Source organism: Roseovarius salis (assembly GCF_044472985.1).
In the GTDB taxonomy this organism is placed as follows: domain Bacteria; phylum Pseudomonadota; class Alphaproteobacteria; order Rhodobacterales; family Rhodobacteraceae; genus Roseovarius; species Roseovarius salis.
This window is the reverse complement of the sequence record NZ_JBISDG010000018.1, coordinates 32,496-53,746: the sequence shown is the minus strand read 5'-3', so window position 1 is coordinate 53,746 and position 21,251 is coordinate 32,496. Positions and strand designations below refer to the sequence as shown.

Annotated in this window: 21 protein-coding genes and 1 tRNA gene; 13 read left to right on the top strand and 9 right to left on the bottom strand. The window is 64.7% G+C overall.

Annotated features, from left to right (window positions below):
• Positions 1 to 12 precede the first annotated feature (12 nt).
• The 4 genes from rpsO to ACH13J_RS09510 form a co-directional block, all read right to left on the bottom strand.
• Positions 13 to 282 carry a 30S ribosomal protein S15 gene (rpsO, locus tag ACH13J_RS09525; RefSeq protein ID WP_397543094.1) on the bottom strand — a complete coding sequence of 90 codons (270 nt, stop codon included), beginning with the start codon at positions 280 to 282 and terminating at the stop codon, positions 13 to 15.
• A gap of 143 nt (positions 283 to 425) precedes the next feature.
• Positions 426 to 1,418, bottom strand: a complete 993-nt coding sequence (locus ACH13J_RS09520; RefSeq protein WP_397543093.1) for a calcium-binding protein — start codon at positions 1,416 to 1,418, stop codon at positions 426 to 428.
• 72 nt (positions 1,419 to 1,490) lie between these two features.
• Entirely contained in the window at positions 1,491 to 2,450 is a 960-nt protein-coding gene (locus tag ACH13J_RS09515; protein WP_397543092.1) for an NAD(P)-binding domain-containing protein, read from the bottom strand.
• A gap of 128 nt (positions 2,451 to 2,578) precedes the next feature.
• A complete protein-coding gene (locus tag ACH13J_RS09510; RefSeq protein ID WP_397543091.1) occupies positions 2,579 to 3,604 on the bottom strand; it encodes a LacI family DNA-binding transcriptional regulator in 1,026 nt (341 codons plus the stop codon).
• Between the two features lie 185 nt (positions 3,605 to 3,789).
• On the opposite strand from ACH13J_RS09510, the gene ACH13J_RS09505 reads away from it, so the two are divergent.
• Together ACH13J_RS09505 and ACH13J_RS09500 are read left to right on the top strand one after the other, a co-directional pair.
• A tRNA-Arg gene (locus tag ACH13J_RS09505) sits at positions 3,790 to 3,866 on the top strand.
• A gap of 104 nt (positions 3,867 to 3,970) precedes the next feature.
• Positions 3,971 to 5,218, top strand: coding sequence for a hypothetical protein (locus tag ACH13J_RS09500; protein WP_397543090.1), 1,248 nt, complete (start codon positions 3,971 to 3,973; stop codon positions 5,216 to 5,218).
• Between the two features lie 94 nt (positions 5,219 to 5,312).
• Here ACH13J_RS09500 and ACH13J_RS09495 read toward each other — a convergent pair whose 3' ends face one another.
• Positions 5,313 to 6,098 carry a LuxR C-terminal-related transcriptional regulator gene (locus ACH13J_RS09495; RefSeq protein WP_397543089.1) on the bottom strand — a complete coding sequence of 262 codons (786 nt, stop codon included), beginning with the start codon at positions 6,096 to 6,098 and terminating at the stop codon, positions 5,313 to 5,315.
• 117 nt (positions 6,099 to 6,215) lie between these two features.
• On the opposite strand from ACH13J_RS09495, the gene ACH13J_RS09490 reads away from it, so the two are divergent.
• The 6 genes from ACH13J_RS09490 to ACH13J_RS09465 all read left to right on the top strand — a co-directional run bounded on the left by ACH13J_RS09490 (position 6,216) and on the right by ACH13J_RS09465 (position 12,252).
• Positions 6,216 to 7,355 (top strand): polyamine ABC transporter ATP-binding protein, encoded by a 1,140-nt coding sequence (locus ACH13J_RS09490; RefSeq protein ID WP_397543088.1) that lies wholly within the window; start codon positions 6,216 to 6,218, stop codon positions 7,353 to 7,355.
• 33 nt (positions 7,356 to 7,388) lie between these two features.
• Entirely contained in the window at positions 7,389 to 8,543 is a 1,155-nt protein-coding gene (locus tag ACH13J_RS09485; RefSeq protein WP_397543087.1) for an extracellular solute-binding protein, read from the top strand.
• A 25-nt stretch (positions 8,544 to 8,568) separates the two neighbouring features.
• Positions 8,569 to 9,420: an ABC transporter permease subunit gene (locus tag ACH13J_RS09480; protein ID WP_397543086.1), complete on the top strand. Its 852-nt coding sequence runs from the start codon at positions 8,569 to 8,571 to the stop codon at positions 9,418 to 9,420.
• 11 nt (positions 9,421 to 9,431) lie between these two features.
• Positions 9,432 to 10,244: an ABC transporter permease subunit gene (locus tag ACH13J_RS09475; RefSeq protein ID WP_397543085.1), complete on the top strand. Its 813-nt coding sequence runs from the start codon at positions 9,432 to 9,434 to the stop codon at positions 10,242 to 10,244.
• A 26-nt stretch (positions 10,245 to 10,270) separates the two neighbouring features.
• Positions 10,271 to 11,029, top strand: coding sequence for a glucose 1-dehydrogenase (locus tag ACH13J_RS09470; RefSeq protein WP_397543084.1), 759 nt, complete (start codon positions 10,271 to 10,273; stop codon positions 11,027 to 11,029).
• A gap of 164 nt (positions 11,030 to 11,193) precedes the next feature.
• Positions 11,194 to 12,252 carry a glycosyltransferase 61 family protein gene (locus ACH13J_RS09465; RefSeq protein ID WP_397543083.1) on the top strand — a complete coding sequence of 353 codons (1,059 nt, stop codon included), beginning with the start codon at positions 11,194 to 11,196 and terminating at the stop codon, positions 12,250 to 12,252.
• A 28-nt stretch (positions 12,253 to 12,280) separates the two neighbouring features.
• Here the strand turns inward: ACH13J_RS09465 and ACH13J_RS09460 are convergent, their stop codons facing one another.
• Both ACH13J_RS09460 and ACH13J_RS09455 read right to left on the bottom strand, forming a co-directional pair.
• Positions 12,281 to 12,928, bottom strand: coding sequence for a winged helix-turn-helix domain-containing protein (locus ACH13J_RS09460; RefSeq protein ID WP_397543111.1), 648 nt, complete (start codon positions 12,926 to 12,928; stop codon positions 12,281 to 12,283).
• An 80-nt stretch (positions 12,929 to 13,008) separates the two neighbouring features.
• Complete coding sequence (locus tag ACH13J_RS09455) at positions 13,009 to 13,251, bottom strand: hypothetical protein (RefSeq protein WP_397543082.1); 243 nt, start codon at positions 13,249 to 13,251, stop codon at positions 13,009 to 13,011.
• 177 nt (positions 13,252 to 13,428) lie between these two features.
• On the opposite strand from ACH13J_RS09455, the gene ACH13J_RS09450 reads away from it, so the two are divergent.
• From ACH13J_RS09450 to ACH13J_RS09440, 3 genes are all read left to right on the top strand, one after another.
• Entirely contained in the window at positions 13,429 to 13,806 is a 378-nt protein-coding gene (locus ACH13J_RS09450; RefSeq protein ID WP_397543081.1) for a hypothetical protein, read from the top strand.
• Positions 13,807 to 13,893: 87 nt separating this feature from the next.
• Positions 13,894 to 14,526, top strand: coding sequence for a ribonuclease HII (locus ACH13J_RS09445; protein WP_397543110.1), 633 nt, complete (start codon positions 13,894 to 13,896; stop codon positions 14,524 to 14,526).
• 93 nt (positions 14,527 to 14,619) lie between these two features.
• Entirely contained in the window at positions 14,620 to 15,738 is a 1,119-nt protein-coding gene (locus tag ACH13J_RS09440) for a site-specific DNA-methyltransferase (protein ID WP_397543080.1), read from the top strand.
• A 90-nt stretch (positions 15,739 to 15,828) separates the two neighbouring features.
• On the opposite strand, the gene ACH13J_RS09435 is transcribed toward ACH13J_RS09440, so the two are convergent.
• Positions 15,829 to 16,551: a 2-dehydro-3-deoxygalactonokinase gene (locus ACH13J_RS09435; RefSeq protein WP_397543079.1), complete on the bottom strand. Its 723-nt coding sequence runs from the start codon at positions 16,549 to 16,551 to the stop codon at positions 15,829 to 15,831.
• Positions 16,548 to 16,964: a TIGR01244 family sulfur transferase gene (locus ACH13J_RS09430; RefSeq protein WP_397543078.1), complete on the bottom strand. Its 417-nt coding sequence runs from the start codon at positions 16,962 to 16,964 to the stop codon at positions 16,548 to 16,550. Before ACH13J_RS09430 ends, ACH13J_RS09435 begins: the two co-directional genes overlap by 4 nt.
• Positions 16,965 to 17,088: 124 nt before the next feature.
• Between ACH13J_RS09430 and ACH13J_RS09425 the strand changes: the two genes are divergently transcribed.
• Positions 17,089 to 20,667 (top strand): hydantoinase B/oxoprolinase family protein, encoded by a 3,579-nt coding sequence (locus ACH13J_RS09425; RefSeq protein WP_397543077.1) that lies wholly within the window; start codon positions 17,089 to 17,091, stop codon positions 20,665 to 20,667.
• Between the two features lie 294 nt (positions 20,668 to 20,961).
• Positions 20,962 to 21,249 (top strand): sll1863 family stress response protein, encoded by a 288-nt coding sequence (locus tag ACH13J_RS09420; protein WP_397543076.1) that lies wholly within the window; start codon positions 20,962 to 20,964, stop codon positions 21,247 to 21,249.
• Positions 21,250 to 21,251: the final 2 nt, after the last annotated feature.

The window sequence follows — 21,251 nt, the reverse complement described above, 5'->3', positions numbered from 1 at the left end:
GTTCTCGTGCCCCTACCGGCGAATGCCGAGCCGCTTGATCAGGTCACGGTAACGCTCGACGTCCTTGGCCTTGAGGTAATCCAGCAGCTTGCGGCGCTGTGCGACCAGCTTGAGCAGGCCGCGGCGGCCATGGTTGTCCTTCTTGTGCACCTTGAAGTGCTCGGTCAGCGTGGTGATACGCGAGGTCAGGATGGCCACCTGAACCTCGGGCGAGCCGGTGTCGCCTTCCTTCGTGGCGAATTCCTTCAGGATGCGCTGTTTTTCCTCGACGGTGATCGACATCGTGGTCTCCTTTTTCAGATCGTGGGTTCAGGGCACAAGCCGGGATGTCGTCCAGCAAGGTCCTACGGGAGATGACCGCCCAAATGAACGGATGCGCGCATATACGCGGATTCCCGGCAGATGAAAAGCCCGGATCGTGCTGATCAGGCCGCGCCCTTTGCATTCAGCACGATATCCTCTGCGGAAAGGCCGGTCTGGCTGTGCACGATGGCGACGGCCACGCCGTCAGCGACAACGGTGTACCGCCCGTTATGGTCTTCGTCCTCGACGATGTCGACCTCAGGGGCGTCTGCTCCATCATGACAGATCTCGATAAGGTCCTCGCCGGGGTCGAAATCCATGATCTCAACGGCAGCACCGCCGTCCTGATCCAGCACCAGCAGGTCCGCGCCATCGCCCGGGGTGACGATATCGCCGCCACCCGCGCGGATTTCATCATCGCCATCCCCGCCGTTGAGGTAATCCGGCGCGGAATCGTCCATTCCGTTCAACCGGTCCGCACCGACACCGCCGAAAAGGGTGTCCTCGCCGGGGCCCCCGGCGATGTCGTCATTGCCATGGTAGCCATGCAGTGCGTCATCGCCGCCGCCCCCGGCGACCGTGTCATGCCCCTGCCCGCCGACAAGGCTGTCGTCGCCACTGCCGCCCACAAGGCTGTCGTCACCGCCATGGCCGAACAGAGCGTCCTTTCCGGCATCGCCGCGCAGCAGGTCGTCGCCGTCTTGGCCATGTAGCGTGTCGTCACCCTTGTTCCCGCGCAGGCTGTCGTCGCCACCACCACCGTCGAGCCGGTCGTCGTTGCCGCCGCCGGAAATCAGGTCGTCACCGCCGCGACCGTAGAGGAAATCGCTGCCTTCGGTCCCTGTGATCGTATCGCCCTCGGCATCCCCGTTGCGGATCGTCCAGCTGTCATCCGTCTCTTCTTTTCCCGGGGCGCCGCGGTGCGCATCGCCGCCATCACCGTCCTCGTCGAGAAACGGATCCGTACTGATCAACTCTCCGGCCTCTTCGCGGCCGCCGTCATCGTGCGGATCGCCGCTCTGCGACGCGGGGGTGTCTTCGTCGTGATCGCCCAATCCGAAAAGGGCCGTTGCCCCGACAGCCATCATACCCAAAAGACCCGCGTAAACCAGCATGGCACCGTCCCCAAGACCCCCGGGAACGGATTAGCCAAAGCGCCGCGTGGCGGTCAAAACCTTCCGAGCGGCTTAGTTAATCGCACCACGCCCTCTCGGCGTGACCTCGTAGCCCGGCTCCTCGGGCTCGTCATCGGCCATCTCGGACGGAAAGCCCGGCGCAAGGATTTCGAGACCGGTCGCATCCTCCAGCCGCCGGATGATGTTCGGCGACAGCTCGCGTGTGCCATAACGGTTGATCCCGTCCTGCAGGATCTCCAGCATCAGCGGGCTGACCTCGAGCGGCACGCCCGCCCGGTCTGCGATGTCCTGGAAGAGCCCGACATCCTTCTGCACCAGGTCGAGGGTAAAGGAAATGTCCCGGCTGCCATTCAGGATCACCTGGCTTTCGGTCTCGTGCACGAAAGACGTGCCGGAGCTGATCGCGATCGCCTCATAGGCGGTGGCGAGATCCATCCCGGCGGCCTTGGCGGTTACCAGCGCCTCGCAGCAGCTCAGCAGGTTGGCCGTGGCAAGATAATTCGTGATCACCTTGAGCACGGAGGCCGAGCCGATCTCGCCGGTGTGCAGAAGTCTCCGGCCCATGAACTTGAGCAAGGGCACGATCCTGTCGAAGGTGGCGCGGTCGCAGCCGGCAAAGATGGATATGTTACCTGTATCCGCCCGGTGACACCCACCCGAAACCGGGCAGTCCACCGCGGCCCCCCCGCGCTCTTGCACGAGCCCGCCAAGTCGCCGGACTTCGTCCGCGTCGGTGGTGGACATCTCCATCCACGTCTTTCCCGGGCCGACTTCCGGCAGCATCTCCTGCATGGTCGCGTCCGAGGCTGCGGGGGACGGCAGACAGGTGATGACGAAATCGCAGGTGCGCATCATCTCGGCCGGGCTGCCCCCCGGCCTGGCCCCCCGCGCGACGAATTCCTCGACGCGTGCGGCGTCGAGGTCGTGAACGTACAGATCAGCACCATTTCGCAGCAGCGACCCGCTCAGCTTGCCGCCCACGTTTCCAAGCCCGATAAACCCGACCTTCATGCAATCCTCCTGTTTTGCGCCCATTTCGACGCTGTGAGCGGCCGTGTAAACCGAAGAATTCCCAAGCGGCCGTCCGACGGCGGGTTTTCCCGCGCGGAGATGGCCGGTTGTTCGGGGCGGGCCGGCGCCTATCGGCGCCGCAGCGTATCGCCGTAGCTGATCGTGGGTTCCAGCACGATGCGTTCCGGGCCGCCTTCGCCACCCTCCTCGACACGACGGGCGATGATCTCGGCCGCCTTGCGCCCGATCTCGTGGCGGCAGGCATCCATCGTGGCCAGTTCCTTCGGCAAACCCTTGACCAGATTGAGCCCGTTGAACCCTGCAAGCCCCATTTCCGCCGGAATGTCCACGCCCTGCTCGAGCAGGTAGAGCAACCCGCCCGCGCCGATCAGGTCGTTGGAATAGTAGATGAAATCGAGATCCGGGGAACGTTCGCGAACGTCGCGGGTCATCTCTCGCCCTTTCACCAGCGCGGAACCGCCCGAGTAGAATTCACGGTCCTCGATCTCGACCCCGGCCTTGGCCAGCGCCTCGGTAAAGCCCTCGAAGCGTTTGCGCGCGCGATGGTCCTGCGCCATCTTGGTTCCGAGAAAGGCGATGTGCTCATAGCCGTCCTTGAGGATGGCCCGCGCCATCTGCTGGCCGGCGCGGCGGTGCGAGATGCCAACCACCGAGTCCACCGGCGTGCCATCCACGTCCATGATCTCGACCACCGGAATACCCGATGCACGCAGCATCGCGCGGCTGGCGTCCGAATGCTCCAGCCCCGCGATGATCACCCCCGACGGCCGCCACGACAGCATTTCGTAGAGCACGTTCTCTTCCTTGTCGGGGCTGTAGCCGGTCACACCGACGACCGGTTGCAGCCCCGTCCGCTCAAGCGCCTCGCTGATCCCGCTCATGACCTCGGGAAACACCATGTTCGACATCGACGGGATGATCACGGCCACGAGGTTCACGCGCTGGCTGGCAAGGGCGCCGGCAATCTTGTTGGGCACGTAACCGAGCGTTTTCGCCGCCTCCAGCACGCGCTGGCGGGTCGCCTCCGACACGTCCCCGCGGCCGCGCAAAACCCGGCTGACGGTCATTTCCGATACCCCGGACGCCTCGGAAACATCCCGCAGGGTCAAGGGGCGGTCGCTCTGGTTGCTCACTATGGTTTTCCCGTCGATGCACCTGCCCCGGTGTTACCGCAACCAGCCAGACCTGCGCAAGCTCATGCACAACGGCGCGGCACGGCGATCGCGGGCCGCGCTGATGCCGCCGCCGGCCGTCCCGCGGGCAGGCCGTCGAAATTCGTGCTGACAAGCGGCGCCGCAAGCGGTATTGCGTCCCCGACGGCCCCGTGGCTCAACCGGATAGAGCAGCCCCCTCCTAAGGGGCAGGTTGCAGGTTCGAATCCTGCCGGGGTCGCCAAGAAATCCGCGCTCGCACTGGGTTTGCACGCTATTTAGAACAGGGCAGAAAGCTGTCCGCCACACGCCCAACGGTGGCGGCAGCCGGTGCATATCATCTGTCGCATGCAGCACCGCACCCTTGCCGCGGCCACCACGCACTGCAGCTTCGAGGGGGCCGTGAAGGGCGGGGATCGGATGACGCTCGGCACCTTGCACTGCCCGATGAATCGCCGCCATTTCGAGGGCAATCAGGGCTCGCTGGAAGCGCCTTTGGACAGCTCTTCGGCTCGTTTCACGATGGCACCGCCGAGGCCAACGAGCGCGTCAGCGAATGCCGCAGCCGCGTCGTGGGCGCCTGACGGCGCTCGGCGCGGCCCGTCGGGCCCGAGATGTTGCAAAAGGAGCCGTCTTCGCGATAACAGGCGTCGCCGCCAACGCTGCATCGCGAGAAATATGCCCTCTGTCTTCGTCCATATCGGTATGCCCAAATGCGGCTCGACCGCTTTGCAACGCACGCTTGCGGGCAACCGCGGCCTCCTGCGCAAGCATGGGGTGAGCTATCCCGGCGAAGCGCAAGACCACGTCGCGCTTTGCGCGCGGTTTCACCGGGCGGGGACGGGGCATTTCTACTTCCGCAACACCGGTACGGGCGCGGCCGAGGCCGAGACGCAGGCAGATGCGCTGATGGCGGAGGTGGCAGATGCAAGCGGCGATGTGATCCTGTCGTCGGAATACCTGCACAATCTGGGCCGTGAGAACTGCGAACGTCTTGCCGAAACCATCTCCGCGATGGGGCACGAGCCGGTTTTCGCCTGCTATGTGCGTCACCCGGTCGATGCGGCGATCTCGGGCGCGCAGCAATCCATCAAGCGCGGCGAGCGGCGCCTGCACGAAACGGTCGCCGCGCCCGGCTGGCACAGCGCGCGCAAGACGCTTGCGCCGGTACTCAAGGCCGTGGGCCGCGAGCACATGATGGTGCGCGCGTTCCACGACACCAAGGAGGACGGCATCGCCCGGCACTTCCTTGGGCAGATCGGCCACGACGCGGCCGGTGAGGCCATGCCGAAGACCCGGGCCAATCGCAGCCTCTCGATGACGGGCGCCCTCATCGCAGATCGCGGCACCGCGCGCCGCCGCGCCAACCTGCCGAGCCGTTTCAACGCGCAGCTGGCGATCCGTGTAGCCGGTCCGAAATTCACCTTGCCGGAAAGCACGAAACAGAAAGTGCGTGAGGAAAGCGCCGAAGAAATCGCATGGGTGCGGGACACGTTCGGCGTGACGCTGCAAGAGACCTCGCGAGATGACACGTTCCGTGAAACGCTGCTGCCGCGCGAATGGGCGCTGATCCTCAAGAGCGCGCGCTGTTCTTGACGTCGAATTCGCTGATCGGCCGGATGCCCGGGCGTTCGATCTGGGCCGTGCGGCCGGTGGTGTTGTCGTGGAACCGGCCGCCCGGGCCGGGGCATCACATCTTGGCGTGTTCAATCGGGTTCAGGATCGCCGTTATGAACTCTGAAAAGAGTTCCCCCTGCGAGCTGATGCGCAGTTTGGAGTAGATGTTGCGGCGGTGGATGCGGACCGTGCCGGATGATATCCCGAGCAGTTCGCCGATCGCTTCCGCGGAATGTCCCCTGAGCGTGAGTTCTACAACCTCGCGCTCCCGCGGGGTCAGAACCCCCTCGCCGATGCTGCGGAACGCGTGTTCGATACGGTTTTCCATGTCCGGCGCATGGCTGCCCTGCTCAAGCGGAAGGTCGCGCCAATGCTTCCGGCAGGCCGCATCCACGACCGGGAACACCCGCTTGAGCGCTTTCATCTCTGCGTTGGAGAATTTCTTCTCGCGTCGCATCAGCGAGACGACGACGCCCAAATGCTTGTTGATGTCCAAAACGTAGCCGATCTCCTCGGCAAGACCCGTCTGCCCGTAATAGCTGCGGTAGTATTCGCCTTGGTAGAATCGGTCCGGCGCGATCTCCCGCAGGCGCCACAGGCCCGGCGGCGTGTCGCCGACACTGGCCAGATGGAACGGATCAAGCAGGTACGGACCCTCCTGGTACTCCTCTACATGCATCCGGCGCCGGTCCGGCGGGAAGTCGTCGAACAGGTCCAGGGGCCGGGCGGCCCCCACGTAGCCGAAAATGACGATGTAGTCGCATGGCGCGATCGTGCGCAGGCCCGCGGCCAGCACGGCCGGGAAGGAGGGGGTTCCGATTTCCTCCACGATTTTTCCGGCCTGATCCATCCAGTCCATGTTCCGCACGCTCCGATCCTGCCATACGCAGACTTCATATAACGAAATGCATATTTACAAGACACGATTTTTTTCACCAATCTCGAAAAATGCGCAATATGAGTTGTCTGGATGCAAATGCCCCCTGAAAGACACGACGTGGAATATGAGCCGGCCGCGGGAAACGAATCTCCGAGCGCGGTCGCGGAGCTCAGGAACGTCTCCAAGCGTTTCGGCGACGTACAGGCGGCGCGCGATCTGCAGCTGCAGATCGGGGCCGGCGAATTCCTGTCCTTCCTCGGCCCCTCGGGATGCGGAAAGACGACGGCGCTGAGGATGCTGGCGGGTTTCGAGCGGCCCACCGAGGGCGATGTCCTGATCGACGGCGAGGTGGTCAACGACCTAGAGCCCTACCGGCGCCCGGTAAACATGGTTTTCCAGAGCTACGCGCTCTTTCCGCATCTCAACGTCACGGACAACATCGCCTACGGCCTGCGGCAGCGGCGCCCCCGGCTGCCCAAGCAGGAGATCGCCGAAAAGGTGGCCCGCGCCCTGAAGGTCGTGAGGCTTGCCGATTACGGCAATCGCCGCATCGCGGAAATGTCGGGCGGCCAACAGCAGCGGGTGGCGCTGGCGCGTGCCATCGTCAACGAACCGCGCCTACTGCTTCTTGACGAGCCGCTTGCGGCGCTCGACAGGAAGCTGCGCAAGGAAATGCAGATCGAGTTGCAGGACCTTCAGCGTGAACTCGGCATCACCTTCGTTCTCGTGACCCACGACCAGGAAGAGGCGCTGTCGCTGAGCGACCGGATCTGCGTGATGCGCGACGGGCGCATCGTGCAGGTGGGCAGCCCGCAAGACCTCTACGACCAGCCGAACTCGCGCTACGTGGCCGATTTCGTTGGCACGTCCAATTTTTTCGCGGGCCGGCTGGAATCCGTGAGCGGCGGTGTCGGACGTTTCGTGACGGATGCAGGGCCCGTGCTCGAGGGCCGGCCGGCGGAAGGCGTCGCCCCGGGCGACGCCGTGGAGTTGAGCATCCGGCCCGAACAGATCCAGATGGCTGCTGACCCCTCTCAGGCCAGTATCGAGGCGCGCGTGCAAAACCGGATCTTCCTGGGTGAGCACACAGAGTATCTGGTGCGTCACGAGCGCCTAGGCAGCGTCATCGTGCTCGCCCCGCGTCGGTCCGAATTCGGAGCGCGCAGTTTCGAGGTGGGAGAGAACGTTCACATCAACTGGAGCGGCGATGCCGCCCTCATCCTCAGGCAAGACTGACGGGCTTCAACTCGCACAACAGGGAGCGACATCATGAAGGACAAGGATTACATCTCGAAGCGAAAGTTCATGGAATACCTTCGCAGCTACCAGAACGGCTCGATCAGCCGCCGCCATTTCCTCGGGGTCACCGGGCTGGGCGCGGCAACGGCGGTTCTGGGCACGGCGATGCCGGGGCTTCGGCCGCGCCCGGCGCAGGCGCAGGATATCGGCGACCGGGTCGTGCTGGCCACCTGGCCCAACTACCACGACCAGTCAAACTTCGACATGTTCACCGCCGAGACGGGCGCGTTCGTTCAGGTCAACGTGTTCGGCTCCAACGAGGAAATGCTGGCGAAGCTTCAGGCCGGCGGCAGTGGTTGGGACGTCTACGTTCCCACCAACTATACCATCACGACATATGTCTCCGAGGACCTGATCGAACCACTCGACGTGTCGCGCCTGCCCAATTACGATCCGGCCAGCTTCGATCCGCGTTTCGCGGATGCCGGCACGGTGAACGGCGTGCTTTACGCGGTGCCCAAGAACTGGGGCACCACGGGCTTTGCCGTGAATACCTCGCATGACGGCGGCAAGGCGCTGACATCGTGGAAGGATTTCTTCGACCGGACGATGGATGACTTCTCGGGCCGCACGATGGTGCACGACTACCAGCTCACCACCATCGGCAACGCGCTCAAATACTTCGGATATTCCTTCAACTCGGTCGACGAGGCGGAGCTTGCGGATGCCGAGAAACTGCTGATCGACGTAAAGCCGCATCTCTTTGCCATTTCCTCGGATTACCAGCCGGCGATGCGGTCGGGCGATGCGTGGCTGACCATGTGCTGGACGGGCGACGGCAAGCAGATGAATAACGACATGCCGGAAATCGCCTATGTTCTGGGCCGCGAAGGCGGAGAGATCTGGAGCGATTACTATGCCATCCCCAAGGGCGCCCCGCACATCGATGCCGCCTATGCGCTTATCAACCACATGCTCGACCCCGAAGTGAACGCGCGCGAGGTGCTGGCGCACGGTTACCCGGTGGCCGACGCGCGCGCCAACGCGTTGCTGCCCGACGAGATCCTGAACGACCCGATTCTCTACCCGGCGCAGGAGCTTCTCGACGCGCTCGAGTTCGGCGCGGCGGCAACGCTCACGGACCCCAACCGGGCCGAGCTGCTCGCCCGTTTCAAGTCCGCCTGAGCAAACCGCGGGAGGCAGATTGAACATGACCCAGCGTGAGAGGAACTGGCTTCTCGTTGCACCGGCCGGGGCATGGTTCCTCGTCATGCTGGTTCTGCCTCTGAGCGTGGTGTTCATCTTCAGCTTCGGAGAGCGGGGCAGCGCAGGCGGCTATGTGCCGGCTTTCACGCTGGAGCAATACGCCAACCTGCCTGCCCGGCTCACTGCCTTCACCAACACGATGATCCTCGCTCCGATGGGAACGCTGGCGGCAATGCTGATCGCGTATCCGCTGGCCTACCAGCTCGCGGTGCGCACGGACCCGAAATGGCGCACCATCCTGCTGGTTCTCGTCATCGTGCCTTTCTGGACCAGCATTCTCATCCGCAGCTATGCGTGGATCTTCATTCTGGGCGGGCGGGGTATCCCGCAACTGCTGGAATATGTCGGAATCGAGGGTGTCCGGCTCATCTACACGCCCTTCGCCGTTCTGATCGGCATCGTCTATGGCTACCTGCCGCTGATGGTATTCCCGATCTATGTGAGCCTTGAGCGGCTCGACAAGCGACTGCTGGAAGCGTCTTCGGACCTTGGCGCGCGGCCCTTCGCAACCTTCCTCAAGGTGACGCTGCCGCTGTCCGTTCCCGGGGTCGCGACCGGCTGTCTGCTCGTTTTCATCCTGCTCATGGGTGAATTCCTGATCCCTGCGCTCCTGGGCGGCGGAAAGGTCTTCTTTGTCGGCAATGCGCTGGTGGATCTTTTCCTGCAGTCGCGCAACTGGGCCTACGGCTCGGCGGTCGCCTTCACGCTCATCGTCATCATGCTGGTGACGGTGACGATCTACATGCGCCTGATCTCGCGGCTGGGCAGCCAGCGCGAAGACATGTCCTTGATGTAAGGGGAAAACGGATGCGTCTTTATGCAATCTGCGTCTATCTCTTCCTCTATACGCCGATCGCGATCATAGCCCTGTTCAGCTTCAATGCGGGCCGCCATGCCAGCCAGTTCCAGGGATTCTCTGTGCAATGGTACGGCCGCGTGCTTAAGAACCCGATCGTGATGGACGCGCTGGAGACGAGCCTCATCGTGGCGTTCACCTCGGCATGTATCGCCAGCGTACTGGGCACGCTGGCCGCCATCGGCCTGCAGGGTATCCGCGGCCCTGCGCGCACCGTCTTTGACGCGATCATCTATATCGCGGTCATGATCCCGGGCATCGTCATCGGCATCGCCACGCTGATCGCGTTGGTAACGGTGTTCGACGCGCTCAACCCTTGGCTCGCATCCGTCTGGCCCGAGGGGCGGGAGCCGCCAAGGCTGTCGATGGGCATGGGCTCGCTCATTGCCGCGCACGCGATGTTCACCATGGCGCTGTGCATCATCATCGTGCGGGCCCGCCTTGCCGGTCTTGAAAAGGAATTCGCCGAAGCCTCCGCCGATCTCTACGCCACGCCCTTCGGCACCTTCCGGCAGGTGACGCTGCCGCTCATTGCGCCCGCGATCCTCGCGGGGTTCCTGCTGAGCTTCACGTTCAGCTTCGACGATTTCATCATCGCCTTCTTCGTCGCCGGCTCGGAAACGACGCTGCCCATCTACGTCTTCTCCTCGATCCGGCGCGGCGTGACACCCGAGATCAACGCGATCGGCACGATGGTGATGATCGCGTCGCTGATCCTGCTGATCATCGCGCAACTCATCCTGCGCCGGAACGACCGGCGATGAACGTCTGATTGCGAAAGGACCACAAGATGCAGCTTCAGGATCGTGTCGCTTTCGTCACCGCGGCCGCTTCGGGAATAGGGGCGGCGGGCGCGCGGGCGCTGGCCCGCGAGGGGGCGCATGTCGTTGTCACCGACCGCGACGGCGCCGGTGCCGAGGCTACGGCGAATGCCCTGCGCGCCGAGGGCTTCGGCGCGGAAGGGCTGGAACTGGACGTGACACGGGACGAAGACCTGAAAGACGCAATTCACCAGACCGCCAGCAGGCATGGACGGCTGGACATCCTGCACTCTCACGCGGGCATACAGGTCGAGGGGCGGCTGGAAGATGTGAGCGTTTCCGACATGGACGCATCCTGGCAGCTGAACGTGCGCTCGCATTTCGTGGCCGCGCAGGCAGCGCTCGACCCGATGCGCCAGCGCCGGTCCGGCAGCGTCATAATCACGTCTTCGAATTCAGGGGTGCAGTATGACCGGGGCATGATCGCTTACTGCACGTCAAAGCATGCCATCCTCGCCATGACACGCCAGATGGCGGCAGATTACGCGGGTGAGAACATCCGGTTCAACGCGCTGTGCCCGGGTTTCATCGACACGCCGTTCAATCGGGGGTTCGAAATCCAGATGGGCGGGCGCGACCGCCTGGAAGACTACATCGCCAACGCCATCCCGATGGGCCGGTTCGGAACGGTCGAGGAAATCGCGGACAGTATCGTTTTTCTTGCCTCCGACAGGTCGTCTTTCATGACCGGCCACGCGCTGGTGATCGACGGCGGGGAATGCATCTAGACGACGGGTGTCGCGGGGCGGAGTTCAGGGGACAACCGGGCAACTTCGCGCCTTCCCGGTGCAGCCCCGGGTTTTGCCCCGCGCCTTGGCCCCGCGAAAGGAATTGCGCAGGCTCTGCCGGCGTCGTAGCCTCGGCCCGTTCGCAACCGGGATAGCGGCCGCGCATGAGGTTCAAGAAAGCCCTCTACAGGGCCCTGCCATTGGCGAATGTCGCGACCGGCCGGCTGGGTCTGCGGCGTGATATCCTGTCGGCCGCCACCGAGATCGACGAACTCCAGCCCCAAGAACGAGAAACCGTTCCAGCGCCACTGGCGTTACCGCGCGAATTCGAACGTGCAACGGCCTCGGACGGGCATTCCCGTCTATCGGATCAGCTGGAGGCCGCCCGCGTCCGGGAAGTGTGCCATGCGCCGGTCATCCGCTACCGGCTGCGGGATTGCCTGGTGACCGCCGCGGGGGTGGAGCGGCCCGCCGCAAGATACCAGCTCCGCGCCCAGGGGCTGGCGGAGCTGGTGACCGGCCCGCCCGAGGAAATCGACGCCGCCTTTTTCGCGATGGATTACGTGTCGCAGACCTATTTCGGGCATTACCTTCGAGATGCCTGTTCACGGGCGCTCCTGGCAGAACCCGACGAAACGCTGTTGCTCGCGGACAGGCCCGAATGGCTGCACGCCGCGCCCTATCGCGATGCGCTGTGCCTGCCCGCACAGGCCCCGCTTCCGGCGTTCGTGCGGCGGCTCACCCTGTGCCGGGATCACGGGCAGGGCTCGTCGAAGCGCGCGCGCTACGGGCGCATGCGCCGCCGGCTTGCGCGCGAGCTTGGGCTGGACGCCGTGCCCGCCCGTGACGTGTTCCTGCGCCGCGGCGCGACCGGCGCGGCGCGCGTGATCGCCAACGAGGACGCGGTGAGCGATCGCCTCGCCGCCGTCGGCTTCCGTATCGTGGACGTCGATGGCAAATCCCTGTCACAGCTCGCGCGCGACCTTGGCGATGCCCGGCGCGTCGTGTCGATGGAAGGCAGCCATATCAACCACTACCATTTCCTCGCACCGGACGGCGCGGCGTTGCTCGCCCTGATCCCCGCCGACCGTTTCACGCTGATCCATCACGGCATTTCCGCCGCGTTCGGGCGGCGCTTCGGATACATGGTGCTGGACCGCTGCGAAGCGGGATATGCCGTGGACATGGACAGGCTGTTGCGCACGCTGGACCTGTTCGACTGACCCTGAGGCGCCGGGCGCCAACCGGCGCTCAAAGCACCTCGATCACGTCCTTGTCGATGGCGAGCATGTAGCCGCGGCGCGCGATGTTCTTGACCAGAAGCTCGCTCACCAGCTGGTTGCCAAGCGTGTCACGCAGGCGCTTGATGCGTGTCGCGCCCGCCGCCTCGTCACAGTCCTCGGCCGGCCGGCCGGAGATCATCGCCTCGAGTTCGGCCCCCGTGAGAACATCGTCGTCCATCCGCGCCTCGGCCAGCACGCTGAGCGTCTCCATCGCGGCGCCGGTCAGCTTGAACCCCATGTTGTTGAGGTAGACGGCGTTCTCGTCACGGCTGATCAGCAAGGAACTGACCTGTATGCCCGAGCGTTCGATCTGGGCCATGCGCCGGTTCAGCGTCACCAGCATCACGAGGAACACCAGCGCCGCGATCAGCAGGGCCGTTGCAAAGACCAGCAGAACGAAGATCACGATCCGGTAACTGGTCAGCGTCTCGGAAAACGCCGTGCCAGACAGGGCGAGGATTTCCAGAAGCTTGATCTCGGCATCCGAGGTCAGCGCATCGTTTTCTACGAATATGCGCTCGACCCGGGCGTTGAACGCGTTGGCGTCGGGCAGGTTCAGGAACAGGAAAACCGCCGTGAGAGAAAGGATCAGCACGATCGCGAGGACACCGAACATCACCACGCGGCTTCCCGCGCGTCGGGCATGTGCCGCTGTGCCGGTCTCCTCGGTCAAACACGTCTCTCCCGGCGCATGTGTTACTGTTCGCGCACGGATATTATCTTAAGCAGCTTAAGGCCCTTTCCGGCAAGCTCCGACTGCAACTTGGGCCGCACCGCCGACCGGTTGCACGGACCGGACAGTATCGTCGTGTCATAGAAAAGCTCAAGCGGGTTGTCGCGCTTGGCCTTGTACTCGACCTCGCAGGCCGCTTGCGCACTGGCGGCAGTTACCAGCGCCAGCGCGGTTGCGGCCGTGAATCTGGAAAGTGTCCTTTTCATGCGGGCAAGATGCGCTGAACGGCGCAGCTATTCAATAACCGGCTGCGCGCACATGTTTTTCGGGGCGTGTTATCGGATAACGGACCGTCGATATTGCCTTTCAACACGGTTATCGACGGATAATGGCAAAGGCTGCGTTTCCGCGGCCGATGGAACCAGCTTCGCGGGAGAGGAAGAATGACGGGATCCAGATCGATTTTATCGACGGTCATGGCGGCGGCCATTGCGCTGTCTGCGCTGTCCGCGGCGCCGGCGCGCGCCGACAGCGACGCCGCCAAGATCATCGCCGGGGCGGCCGCAATCGGTATCATCGCGGCTGCCATCGCGGAGGCCAACGACGACGACCGCGCCTACGTCACGCGGCACGGGTATTACGACCACCATGACCGCTACGCGCTGCGCAAGGACCGTTACCTGCACCGCGATCACTACCACCGGCGGCACGGCGGCCACGCCTATCGCAAGGGGTATCGACACGGATACCGCGACGGGTACAGGGACGGACGGCGCCACGACCACTACGGCCACTACCGCAACGCGGGCCACGGCCGTTAACAACAAGGCGCACCGGCGGATCGGACAGGGGGGAAGGGCCGCGCACTTCCCCTTTGCAATCGGGTATCGCTCGTGCTTTCTGCGGCCATGGCAGGCCCGACGCTCGACATGGAACGCGATGCCCTGGCCCGGGGCATGACCCGGATCGCCGGGGTCGACGAGGTCGGGCGCGGGCCTCTGGCAGGGCCGGTCACGGCCGCCGCCGTGATACTGGAGCATGGAAACATTCCTGATGGCCTGAACGACTCCAAGAGGTTGACGGCCCGGCGGCGCGAAACGCTCCACGACGCGCTGCAAGCCTGCGCCATCGTGTCGGTCGCCCATGCCAGCGTCGAGGAAATCGACACGCTCAACATCCTGCGCGCCGCGCATCTTGCGATGCAACGTGCGGTCGAGGGGTTGCCCCACCCGCCCGACATGGCGCTGGTCGACGGCAATCTCGTACCGAAAGCGCTCGACACGTCTGCCAAGGCGGTGGTCAAGGGTGACCGCCTGTCAGCCTCCATAGCCGCCGCCTCCATCGTGGCCAAGGTCGCACGCGACCGTATCATGACGGAGTTGGCGCAGCAGTTCCCCGGCTACGGATGGGAAACCAATGCCGGGTACGGATCGAAGGCGCACATGGCTGCCCTGCTAAATCTCGGCATCACCCCACACCATAGGCGTTCCTTCAGGCCAATACACAATATATTGTATCAAGAAAAAACGATAACCCCCTGATTCAAAAAAATAAATTGACGTCGAATCGGCTTTGACTCATTCTCTGTCCGAACAACACCAGAGCGCGGACAGCGCCGGGGACAGAGGCAGAGAATGACAAAGATGACCATGGCCCGGGGCGCACGCTCCGCGCTTCCGCTGAACACGATCCTTGCCGGAGACTGCATCGAGATCATGCATGGCCTTCCAGAGGCCAGTGTCGACCTGATCTTCGCCGACCCTCCGTACAATCTCCAGCTGCGCGGCGACCTGCATCGCCCCGAGGGCAGCCAGGTGGACGCCGTCGATGACGCGTGGGACAGCTTCGCCTCGTTCGACGCCTATGACCGCTTCACCCGCGCGTGGCTTGCGGCCGCGCGCCGGCTGCTCAAGCCGCACGGCGCGATCTGGGTGATCGGATCCTACCACAACATCTTCCGCGTGGGCAGCGCCCTGCAGGACACGGGATTCTGGATCCTGAACGACGTGATCTGGCGCAAGTCCAACCCGATGCCCAATTTCCGTGGCCGTCGGCTGACCAACGCGCACGAGACGATGATCTGGGCCTCGAAGGAGGAAGGCGCGAAATACACCTTCAACTACGAGGCCCTGAAATCGCTCAATGACGGGCTTCAGATGCGCTCTGACTGGGTCCTTCCGCTTTGTACCGGCCATGAGCGGCTGAAGGATGATAACGGTGAAAAGGCGCACCCGACGCAAAAGCCCGAGGGCCTTCTGCATCGGGTGCTCGTCGGCTCGACCAATCCCGGCGACGTGGTGCTCGACCCGTTCTTCGGCACCGGCACCACCGGCGCCGTGGCCAAGATGCTTGGCCGCGATTATATCGGAATCGAACGCGAGGAGGGCTATATCCGCGCCGCGGAAAAGCGTCTTGGCGCAACGCGGCGCTACGACAACGCCGCGCTGGAGGTCTCCGCGTCGAAACGCGCCGCGCCGCGCATCCCGTTTGGCCAGCTCATCGAACGCGGCCTGTTGCGCCCCGGCGAGGAACTTCATTCGATGAACGAACGCCACAAGGCGAAGGTGCGCGCCGACGGCACGCTGGTGGGGCATGACATCACCGGTTCGATCCATCAGGTTGGCGCTGCACTCGAGGGCGCGCCCAGCTGCAACGGATGGACCTATTGGTGCATCAAGCGCGAGGGCCGGAAGGTGCCCATCGACATCTTCCGCCAGCAGATCCGCGCCGAAATGGCCGAAAGACCGAGCTAAGCCGCGCGGAAGTGACACCGCTGGCGCCTGGCGGCCTGACGCGGGCGCCCACCTTCCCCCGCCCCATCGGCGGGGGACTTTTCAATAAGTTCAGTCCTCCAACCCCAGCGCCCGGCCCAGCGCGGCGAGGCCCGGGCCGACCAGCATATCCGGGTCGCGGCACTCGCAGGGCACGCCCTGTTGCGCCAGGGCCGCGGCATGCGGCGACGACGAGGCGTCCAGCACCGCCACCTGCTGACCCAGCCAGTAGACCCGCGCCGCAGCAAGTTCGGCCCCGATCAGGTGCCCGGTGATCGCGCCGCCATCGCCCGAAACCTGTGCCGACCTGAGATGCGCGGCCAGCCGCTCTGGGCGGCTCAAACTGTCGGCAACTGCCTGAATTTCCGGCTCTGCCGCGCCGTCAAGGGTTTCGGCAATGCGCAGGCTCAGGAAACTCTGGGAGCTGACCGCCTCTTGGGCGCTGACATGCACCCAATGGCTGACCCCGCCTTCGCGGGCACAGATCACGCCGTCCCAGTTCGTGTTCCCGGCCAGGAACCCCGCGATCCAGAGTCGAACCCAGCCACCTATCACATCCGGCGGGTCGGACTGTGTGAACCCCGGCAGGGCCCGCCCGCCCTGCGGCAGGACGGGCGCGGGTAACGCATCCGGCCGTCCCTCGCCGATGCGGATCACCGTTCCGGGCGCGCCACCGATACCGGCAAGCGCCTCGGCTTCGTCGGCCCCCTCTCCCGTGCCGGTCACGGCCCCGCCGCTTACCTGCAAGGCGCGTACCCTGTCACCGGCGCGGCCCAGTGCCACCCAGCCGGTCATTGCGACCCGAGTTGGCGCAGAATCCCCGACACGTCGTATCCGGCCTCGGCCGCGCGGCGCTGGATTTCCGCATCGTCCATTTCGCCGTGCCGCGTGATCGCCCAAAGCATCGTGCAGCGCGTTCCCGAGCGGCAGTAAGCGAGGATCGGCTTCGGCAACTCGTCCAGCGCCGCGCGGAAATCCTCCAGCGCCTCGGCCGTTATGACCCCCGATACGATCGGGACCGACCGCGCCTCGAGCCCCTCTTCGCCCGCGGCTGCGGCGATGCGCTCATAGGCTGTCTGGCCGGGCTCCTCGTCATCAGGGCGATTGCAAAGAACCGAGCGATAGCCCGCACGGGCGATCTCGCTCAGGCTGTCGGCCTCGATCTGGGGCGATACCGAAAAGTCATCCGTCAGGCGGCGCGCGTCCATGGCTTGCTCCTCTTTGCCGATACACTGCATATGCCCCCAAAACCCCCGGTATTTCAATGCTCTCCGGCGTTGACATTTTGCCGGCCCGGGCCAAACGTGAACCGGCTGGCAAAAGGAGATGCCGATGGGCGATGCGCCTTGGGAATTCTGGATCGACCGCGGCGGCACCTTCACCGATATCGTGGCGCTCGCCCCGGACGGACGGGTTCATACGCACAAGCTGTTGTCGGAAAACCCCGAACGTTACCGCGACGCGGCCGTTCAGGGAATCCGCGAGGTGATGGGCGCGCCCGAGACCTTCCCCGATGGCGCGATCCGCGCGGTGAAGATGGGCACGACGGTGGCGACGAACGCCTTGCTGGAGCGCAAGGGCGAACGCGTCCTGCTGCTGGTCACCCGCGGCTTTGCCGACCTGCTCAGGATAGGCTACCAGACGCGCCCCCGCCTGTTCGATCTCGACATCCGCAGGCCGGACCTGCTTTACGAAGAGGTCGCCGAGCTTCGCGAACGGCTCGATGCCGGCGGCGCGGTGGTGACCCCGCTGGACGAGGACGCGGCGCGGATCACGCTTCGGTCGGCGTATGACAGGGGCATTCGCGCCGTGGCCATCGCCGGCCTGCACGCCTATCTGAACCCCGATCACGAGGCGCGGGTGGCCGACATCGCGGCCGAGATCGGGTTCACCCAGATCACCGCGAGCCACCAGGTCAACCGTCTGGCCAAGCTGGTCGGCCGCGGGGATACCGCCGTAGTCGATGCCTACCTGTCCCCGATGCTGCGCCGATATGTCGGTCAGGTGGCGGATGCGCTGGACCTCGGCCGTGCCTGCGACGCCTTGCTGTTCATGCAATCCAATGGCGGCCTGACGGATGCCAAGCTGTTTCAGGGCAAGGATGCGATCCTGTCGGGGCCGGCCGGCGGCATCGTGGGCATGGTCAAGACCGGCGAGGCCGCCGGGCATGACCGGCTGATCGGGTTCGACATGGGCGGGACGAGCACGGATGTCAGTCATTACGCCGGCGATTACGAGCGCAGTTTCGAGACCGAAGTGGCGGGCGTGCGGATGCGCGCGCCGATGATGGATATTCACACGGTCGCCGCCGGCGGCGGGTCGATCTGCAAGTTCGAGGACGGACGGTTCCAGGTGGGCCCCGAAAGCGCGGGGGCCGATCCGGGCCCCGCCTGTTACCGGCGCGGCGGGCCGCTGACGGTGACCGATTGCAACGTCATGCTGGGCAAGCTGAATCCCGGTCATTTCCCCGCCGTTTTCGGGCCGGACGGCAATGAAAGGCTCGACACCGACGTGGTGCGCGCGAAGTTCGCGGAACTGGCCGAAACCGTCGCGCAGGAGACGGGCGAGGCGCCGCGCAGCCCCGAGGAGATGGCCGAGGGCTTTCTGCGGATCGCGGTGGACAACATGGCCAACGCCATCAAGAAGATCAGCGTGCAGCGCGGCCATGACGTGACGCGATACACCCTGCAATGCTTCGGCGGGGCAGGTGGCCAGCACGCCTGCCTCGTGGCGGACGCGCTCGGCATGACGACGGTTCTCATCCACCCGAATGCCGGCGTTCTTTCGGCCTACGGGATGGGCCTTGCCGAGGTGCGCGCGATGCGCGAGGTGCAGATGGATGCACCGCTGGAGGACGTGCAGGACGCACGGCAGGTGCTCGACCGGATATCCGGAGACGCCCGCAGCGAGGTCGAGAGCCAGGGGCTCTCGGATATTACGCTTCGCTGCCGTGCGCATCTGCGGTACGACGATTCGCATCAGGCGCTCGAAGTGCCGTTTGCCGATGCCGAAACCATGCGGGCCGGTTTCGAGGACGCGCACAAGCAGCGCTTCGGTTTTCATGCGCCGGAACGCGCCATCCTGTTCGACATGCTGAGCGTCGAGGCCATCGGCCACACCGGCCAGACCCCGGCACCGGCCCTGCCCGACGGCGACGGCAGGCCCTTGGCGCATGTTCCCGTGCACGTGGCGGGGGCGCAGCGTGACGTTCCCCTCTACGACCGCGACCGGCTCGATCCGACAGCACGCATCGAGGGGCCCGCGATAATCACCGAACCGACGGGCACCAACATGGTGGAGCCGGGCTGGTCCGCCTCGCTCGACGCAATGGGCAACCTGCTGCTGCAAAGAACCGAAGCCACGCCCCGCGCGCACGCCGCCGGAACCGAGGCGGACCCCGTGCTGCTGGAGGTGTTCAACAACCTTTTCATGTCGGTGGCCGAACAGATGGGCGTGACGCTCGAAAAAACGTCGGCTTCCGTCAACATCAAGGAACGGCTGGATTTCTCCTGCGCCATCTTCGACGAAAGCGGCGATCTGGTTGCGAATGCGCCCCACGTTCCGGTGCATCTTGGGTCCATGTCCGATTCCATCAAGACGGTGATGCGGCTGAACCCCGAGGTTCGCCCCGGTGACGCCTTCATGCTGAATTCCCCCTACCGTGGCGGAACGCATCTGCCCGATGTCACCGTCGTCACGCCCGTTTTCGTCGATGGCAGGGCGGTGTTCTGGCTGGGTGCGCGCGGCCACCACGCCGACATCGGCGGGCGCACGCCCGGCTCGGCCCCGCCGGACAGCACCCGGATAGAGGATGAAGGGGTGCTCATCGACAACGTCAAGCTGGTCGATCAGGGCACCCTGCTGGACGCACAGATCGAGGCCTTGCTGTCATCCTCGCGGTATCCCTGCCGCAACATCGCCCAGAACATGGCCGACCTGAAGGCGCAGATCGCGGCGAACGAAACCGGCCGGCAGGAACTGCTGAAGGTGGTCGACCAGTTCGGGCTCGACGTGGTGCGCGCCTACATGGGACATGTCCAGGACAATGCCGAGGAAAGCGTGCGGCGGGTCGTCGACCGGCTCCGCGACGGGCGTTTCAGCTACCCGATGGATCATGGTGCGACGATCGAGGTGCAGGTGACGGTGGATGCCGAAAAACGCGAGGCCACGATCGATTTCACCGGCACCAGCCCGCAGCATGAGGGCAACTACAATGCGCCGAGATCGATCTGCCGTGCCGTCGTGCTCTACGTTTTCCGAACGATGGTCGGCGCCGAGATCCCGCTGAACGAAGGCTGCCTGAAACCGCTGAACATCATCGTTCCGGAAGGGTCGATGCTCAACCCTGTCTACCCGGCGGCAGTGATCGCGGGCAACACCGAGGTCAGCCAGGCCGCGACCAACGCGCTTTACGGCGCTCTGCAGGTGATGGCGGGAAGCCAGGCCACGATGAACAATTTCGTCTGGGGCAATGACGAGTTCCAGAATTACGAAACCATCGCGGGCGGCAGCGGGGCAGGCCCGGGTTTCGACGGCTGCGATGCCGTCCAGAGCCACATGACCAACACCCGCATGACCGATCCCGAGATCCTCGAAAAGCGTTTTCCCGTCCGGCTGGAGGATTTCGCGATCCGGCACGGCTCGGGCGGCGCCGGGCGGTGGCGGGGCGGTCACGGCGTATTCCGGCGGCTGCGGTTTCTCGAGCCGGTGACAGTCACCACGCTCAGCAATCACCGCATCGTCCCGCCATTCGGCATGGATGGCGGTGCCCCGGGCACGGTCGGGCGCAACTGGGCCGAACTCCCCGACGGCGAGATACGCGAAATGGCCGGGAACGACGAAATCGACCTGCCCTCGGGCAGCGTTTTCGGCATGGAAACGCCCGGCGGCGGCGGGTGGGGCGCCCCGTAAGATCGGGCGCGTGGCAGGGGCAAGACCGGTCGCGCGGCAGGGGCGATCGCGCAGCGCGGCACCCCCCTGCCTTCCGGTTCGCGCCGGCCGCCGGGACGACACCAGCGGCAACCGCCGCCGGCGAGCGACCGGGTGATCCGTCTGAAACATCCGATTTGCGCCGGATCGGAACGCACGATGCGGGCATACGACCCCTGTTGAAGCGCGGGGACCCGCTGATTACCTCGGTTCGTGATCAACAGGTCAAATCCGTTTTGGCTTACCATTGGTGCACGACGAGAAAGGATTTCGATTATGGATGAGAAACAGAAGTATCAGGAAAAGCTCCAGGCGAAGCTGGAGGAGTGGCAAGCCGATATCGACAAGCTCAAGGCGCAGGCCAAGCAGGCGCAGACCGATGCGCAGGTCAATTACGAGAAACAGATCGAGGAGCTTCGCCAGCGCCGCGACGAGATGGCCAAGCACCTCGAGGAACTCCAGCAATCGCAGAGCGCCGCGTGGTCCGATATCAAGGCCGGGGTCGAAAAGGCATGGGATGACATGAACAAGGCCATGCAGGACGCGTGGAAACGCTTCGACTGAAC

What these genes read in the sequence shown, in the direction of transcription:
- ACH13J_RS09465 (WP_397543083.1), top strand. Translation starts at nt 11,194, where the DNA reads ATGAGGTTCAAGAAAGCCCTCTACAGGGCCCTGCCATTGGCGAATGTC.
- ACH13J_RS09470 (WP_397543084.1), top strand. Translation starts at nt 10,271, where the DNA reads ATGCAGCTTCAGGATCGTGTCGCTTTCGTCACCGCGGCCGCTTCGGGA.
- ACH13J_RS09425 (WP_397543077.1), top strand. Translation starts at nt 17,089, where the DNA reads ATGGGCGATGCGCCTTGGGAATTCTGGATCGACCGCGGCGGCACCTTC.
- ACH13J_RS09460 (WP_397543111.1), bottom strand. Translation starts at nt 12,928, where the DNA reads ATGTTCGGTGTCCTCGCGATCGTGCTGATCCTTTCTCTCACGGCGGTT.
- ACH13J_RS09480 (WP_397543086.1), top strand. Translation starts at nt 8,569, where the DNA reads ATGACCCAGCGTGAGAGGAACTGGCTTCTCGTTGCACCGGCCGGGGCA.
- rpsO (WP_397543094.1), bottom strand. Translation starts at nt 282, where the DNA reads ATGTCGATCACCGTCGAGGAAAAACAGCGCATCCTGAAGGAATTCGCC.
- ACH13J_RS09515 (WP_397543092.1), bottom strand. Translation starts at nt 2,450, where the DNA reads ATGAAGGTCGGGTTTATCGGGCTTGGAAACGTGGGCGGCAAGCTGAGC.
- ACH13J_RS09430 (WP_397543078.1), bottom strand. Translation starts at nt 16,964, where the DNA reads ATGGACGCGCGCCGCCTGACGGATGACTTTTCGGTATCGCCCCAGATC.
- ACH13J_RS09455 (WP_397543082.1), bottom strand. Translation starts at nt 13,251, where the DNA reads ATGAAAAGGACACTTTCCAGATTCACGGCCGCAACCGCGCTGGCGCTG.
- ACH13J_RS09495 (WP_397543089.1), bottom strand. Translation starts at nt 6,098, where the DNA reads ATGGACTGGATGGATCAGGCCGGAAAAATCGTGGAGGAAATCGGAACC.
- ACH13J_RS09520 (WP_397543093.1), bottom strand. Translation starts at nt 1,418, where the DNA reads ATGCTGGTTTACGCGGGTCTTTTGGGTATGATGGCTGTCGGGGCAACG.
- ACH13J_RS09440 (WP_397543080.1), top strand. Translation starts at nt 14,620, where the DNA reads ATGACAAAGATGACCATGGCCCGGGGCGCACGCTCCGCGCTTCCGCTG.
- ACH13J_RS09490 (WP_397543088.1), top strand. Translation starts at nt 6,216, where the DNA reads ATGCCCCCTGAAAGACACGACGTGGAATATGAGCCGGCCGCGGGAAAC.
- ACH13J_RS09500 (WP_397543090.1), top strand. Translation starts at nt 3,971, where the DNA reads ATGCAGCACCGCACCCTTGCCGCGGCCACCACGCACTGCAGCTTCGAG.
- ACH13J_RS09445 (WP_397543110.1), top strand. Translation starts at nt 13,894, where the DNA reads ATGGCAGGCCCGACGCTCGACATGGAACGCGATGCCCTGGCCCGGGGC.
- ACH13J_RS09450 (WP_397543081.1), top strand. Translation starts at nt 13,429, where the DNA reads ATGACGGGATCCAGATCGATTTTATCGACGGTCATGGCGGCGGCCATT.
- ACH13J_RS09420 (WP_397543076.1), top strand. Translation starts at nt 20,962, where the DNA reads ATGGATGAGAAACAGAAGTATCAGGAAAAGCTCCAGGCGAAGCTGGAG.
- ACH13J_RS09435 (WP_397543079.1), bottom strand. Translation starts at nt 16,551, where the DNA reads ATGACCGGCTGGGTGGCACTGGGCCGCGCCGGTGACAGGGTACGCGCC.
- ACH13J_RS09485 (WP_397543087.1), top strand. Translation starts at nt 7,389, where the DNA reads ATGAAGGACAAGGATTACATCTCGAAGCGAAAGTTCATGGAATACCTT.
- ACH13J_RS09475 (WP_397543085.1), top strand. Translation starts at nt 9,432, where the DNA reads ATGCGTCTTTATGCAATCTGCGTCTATCTCTTCCTCTATACGCCGATC.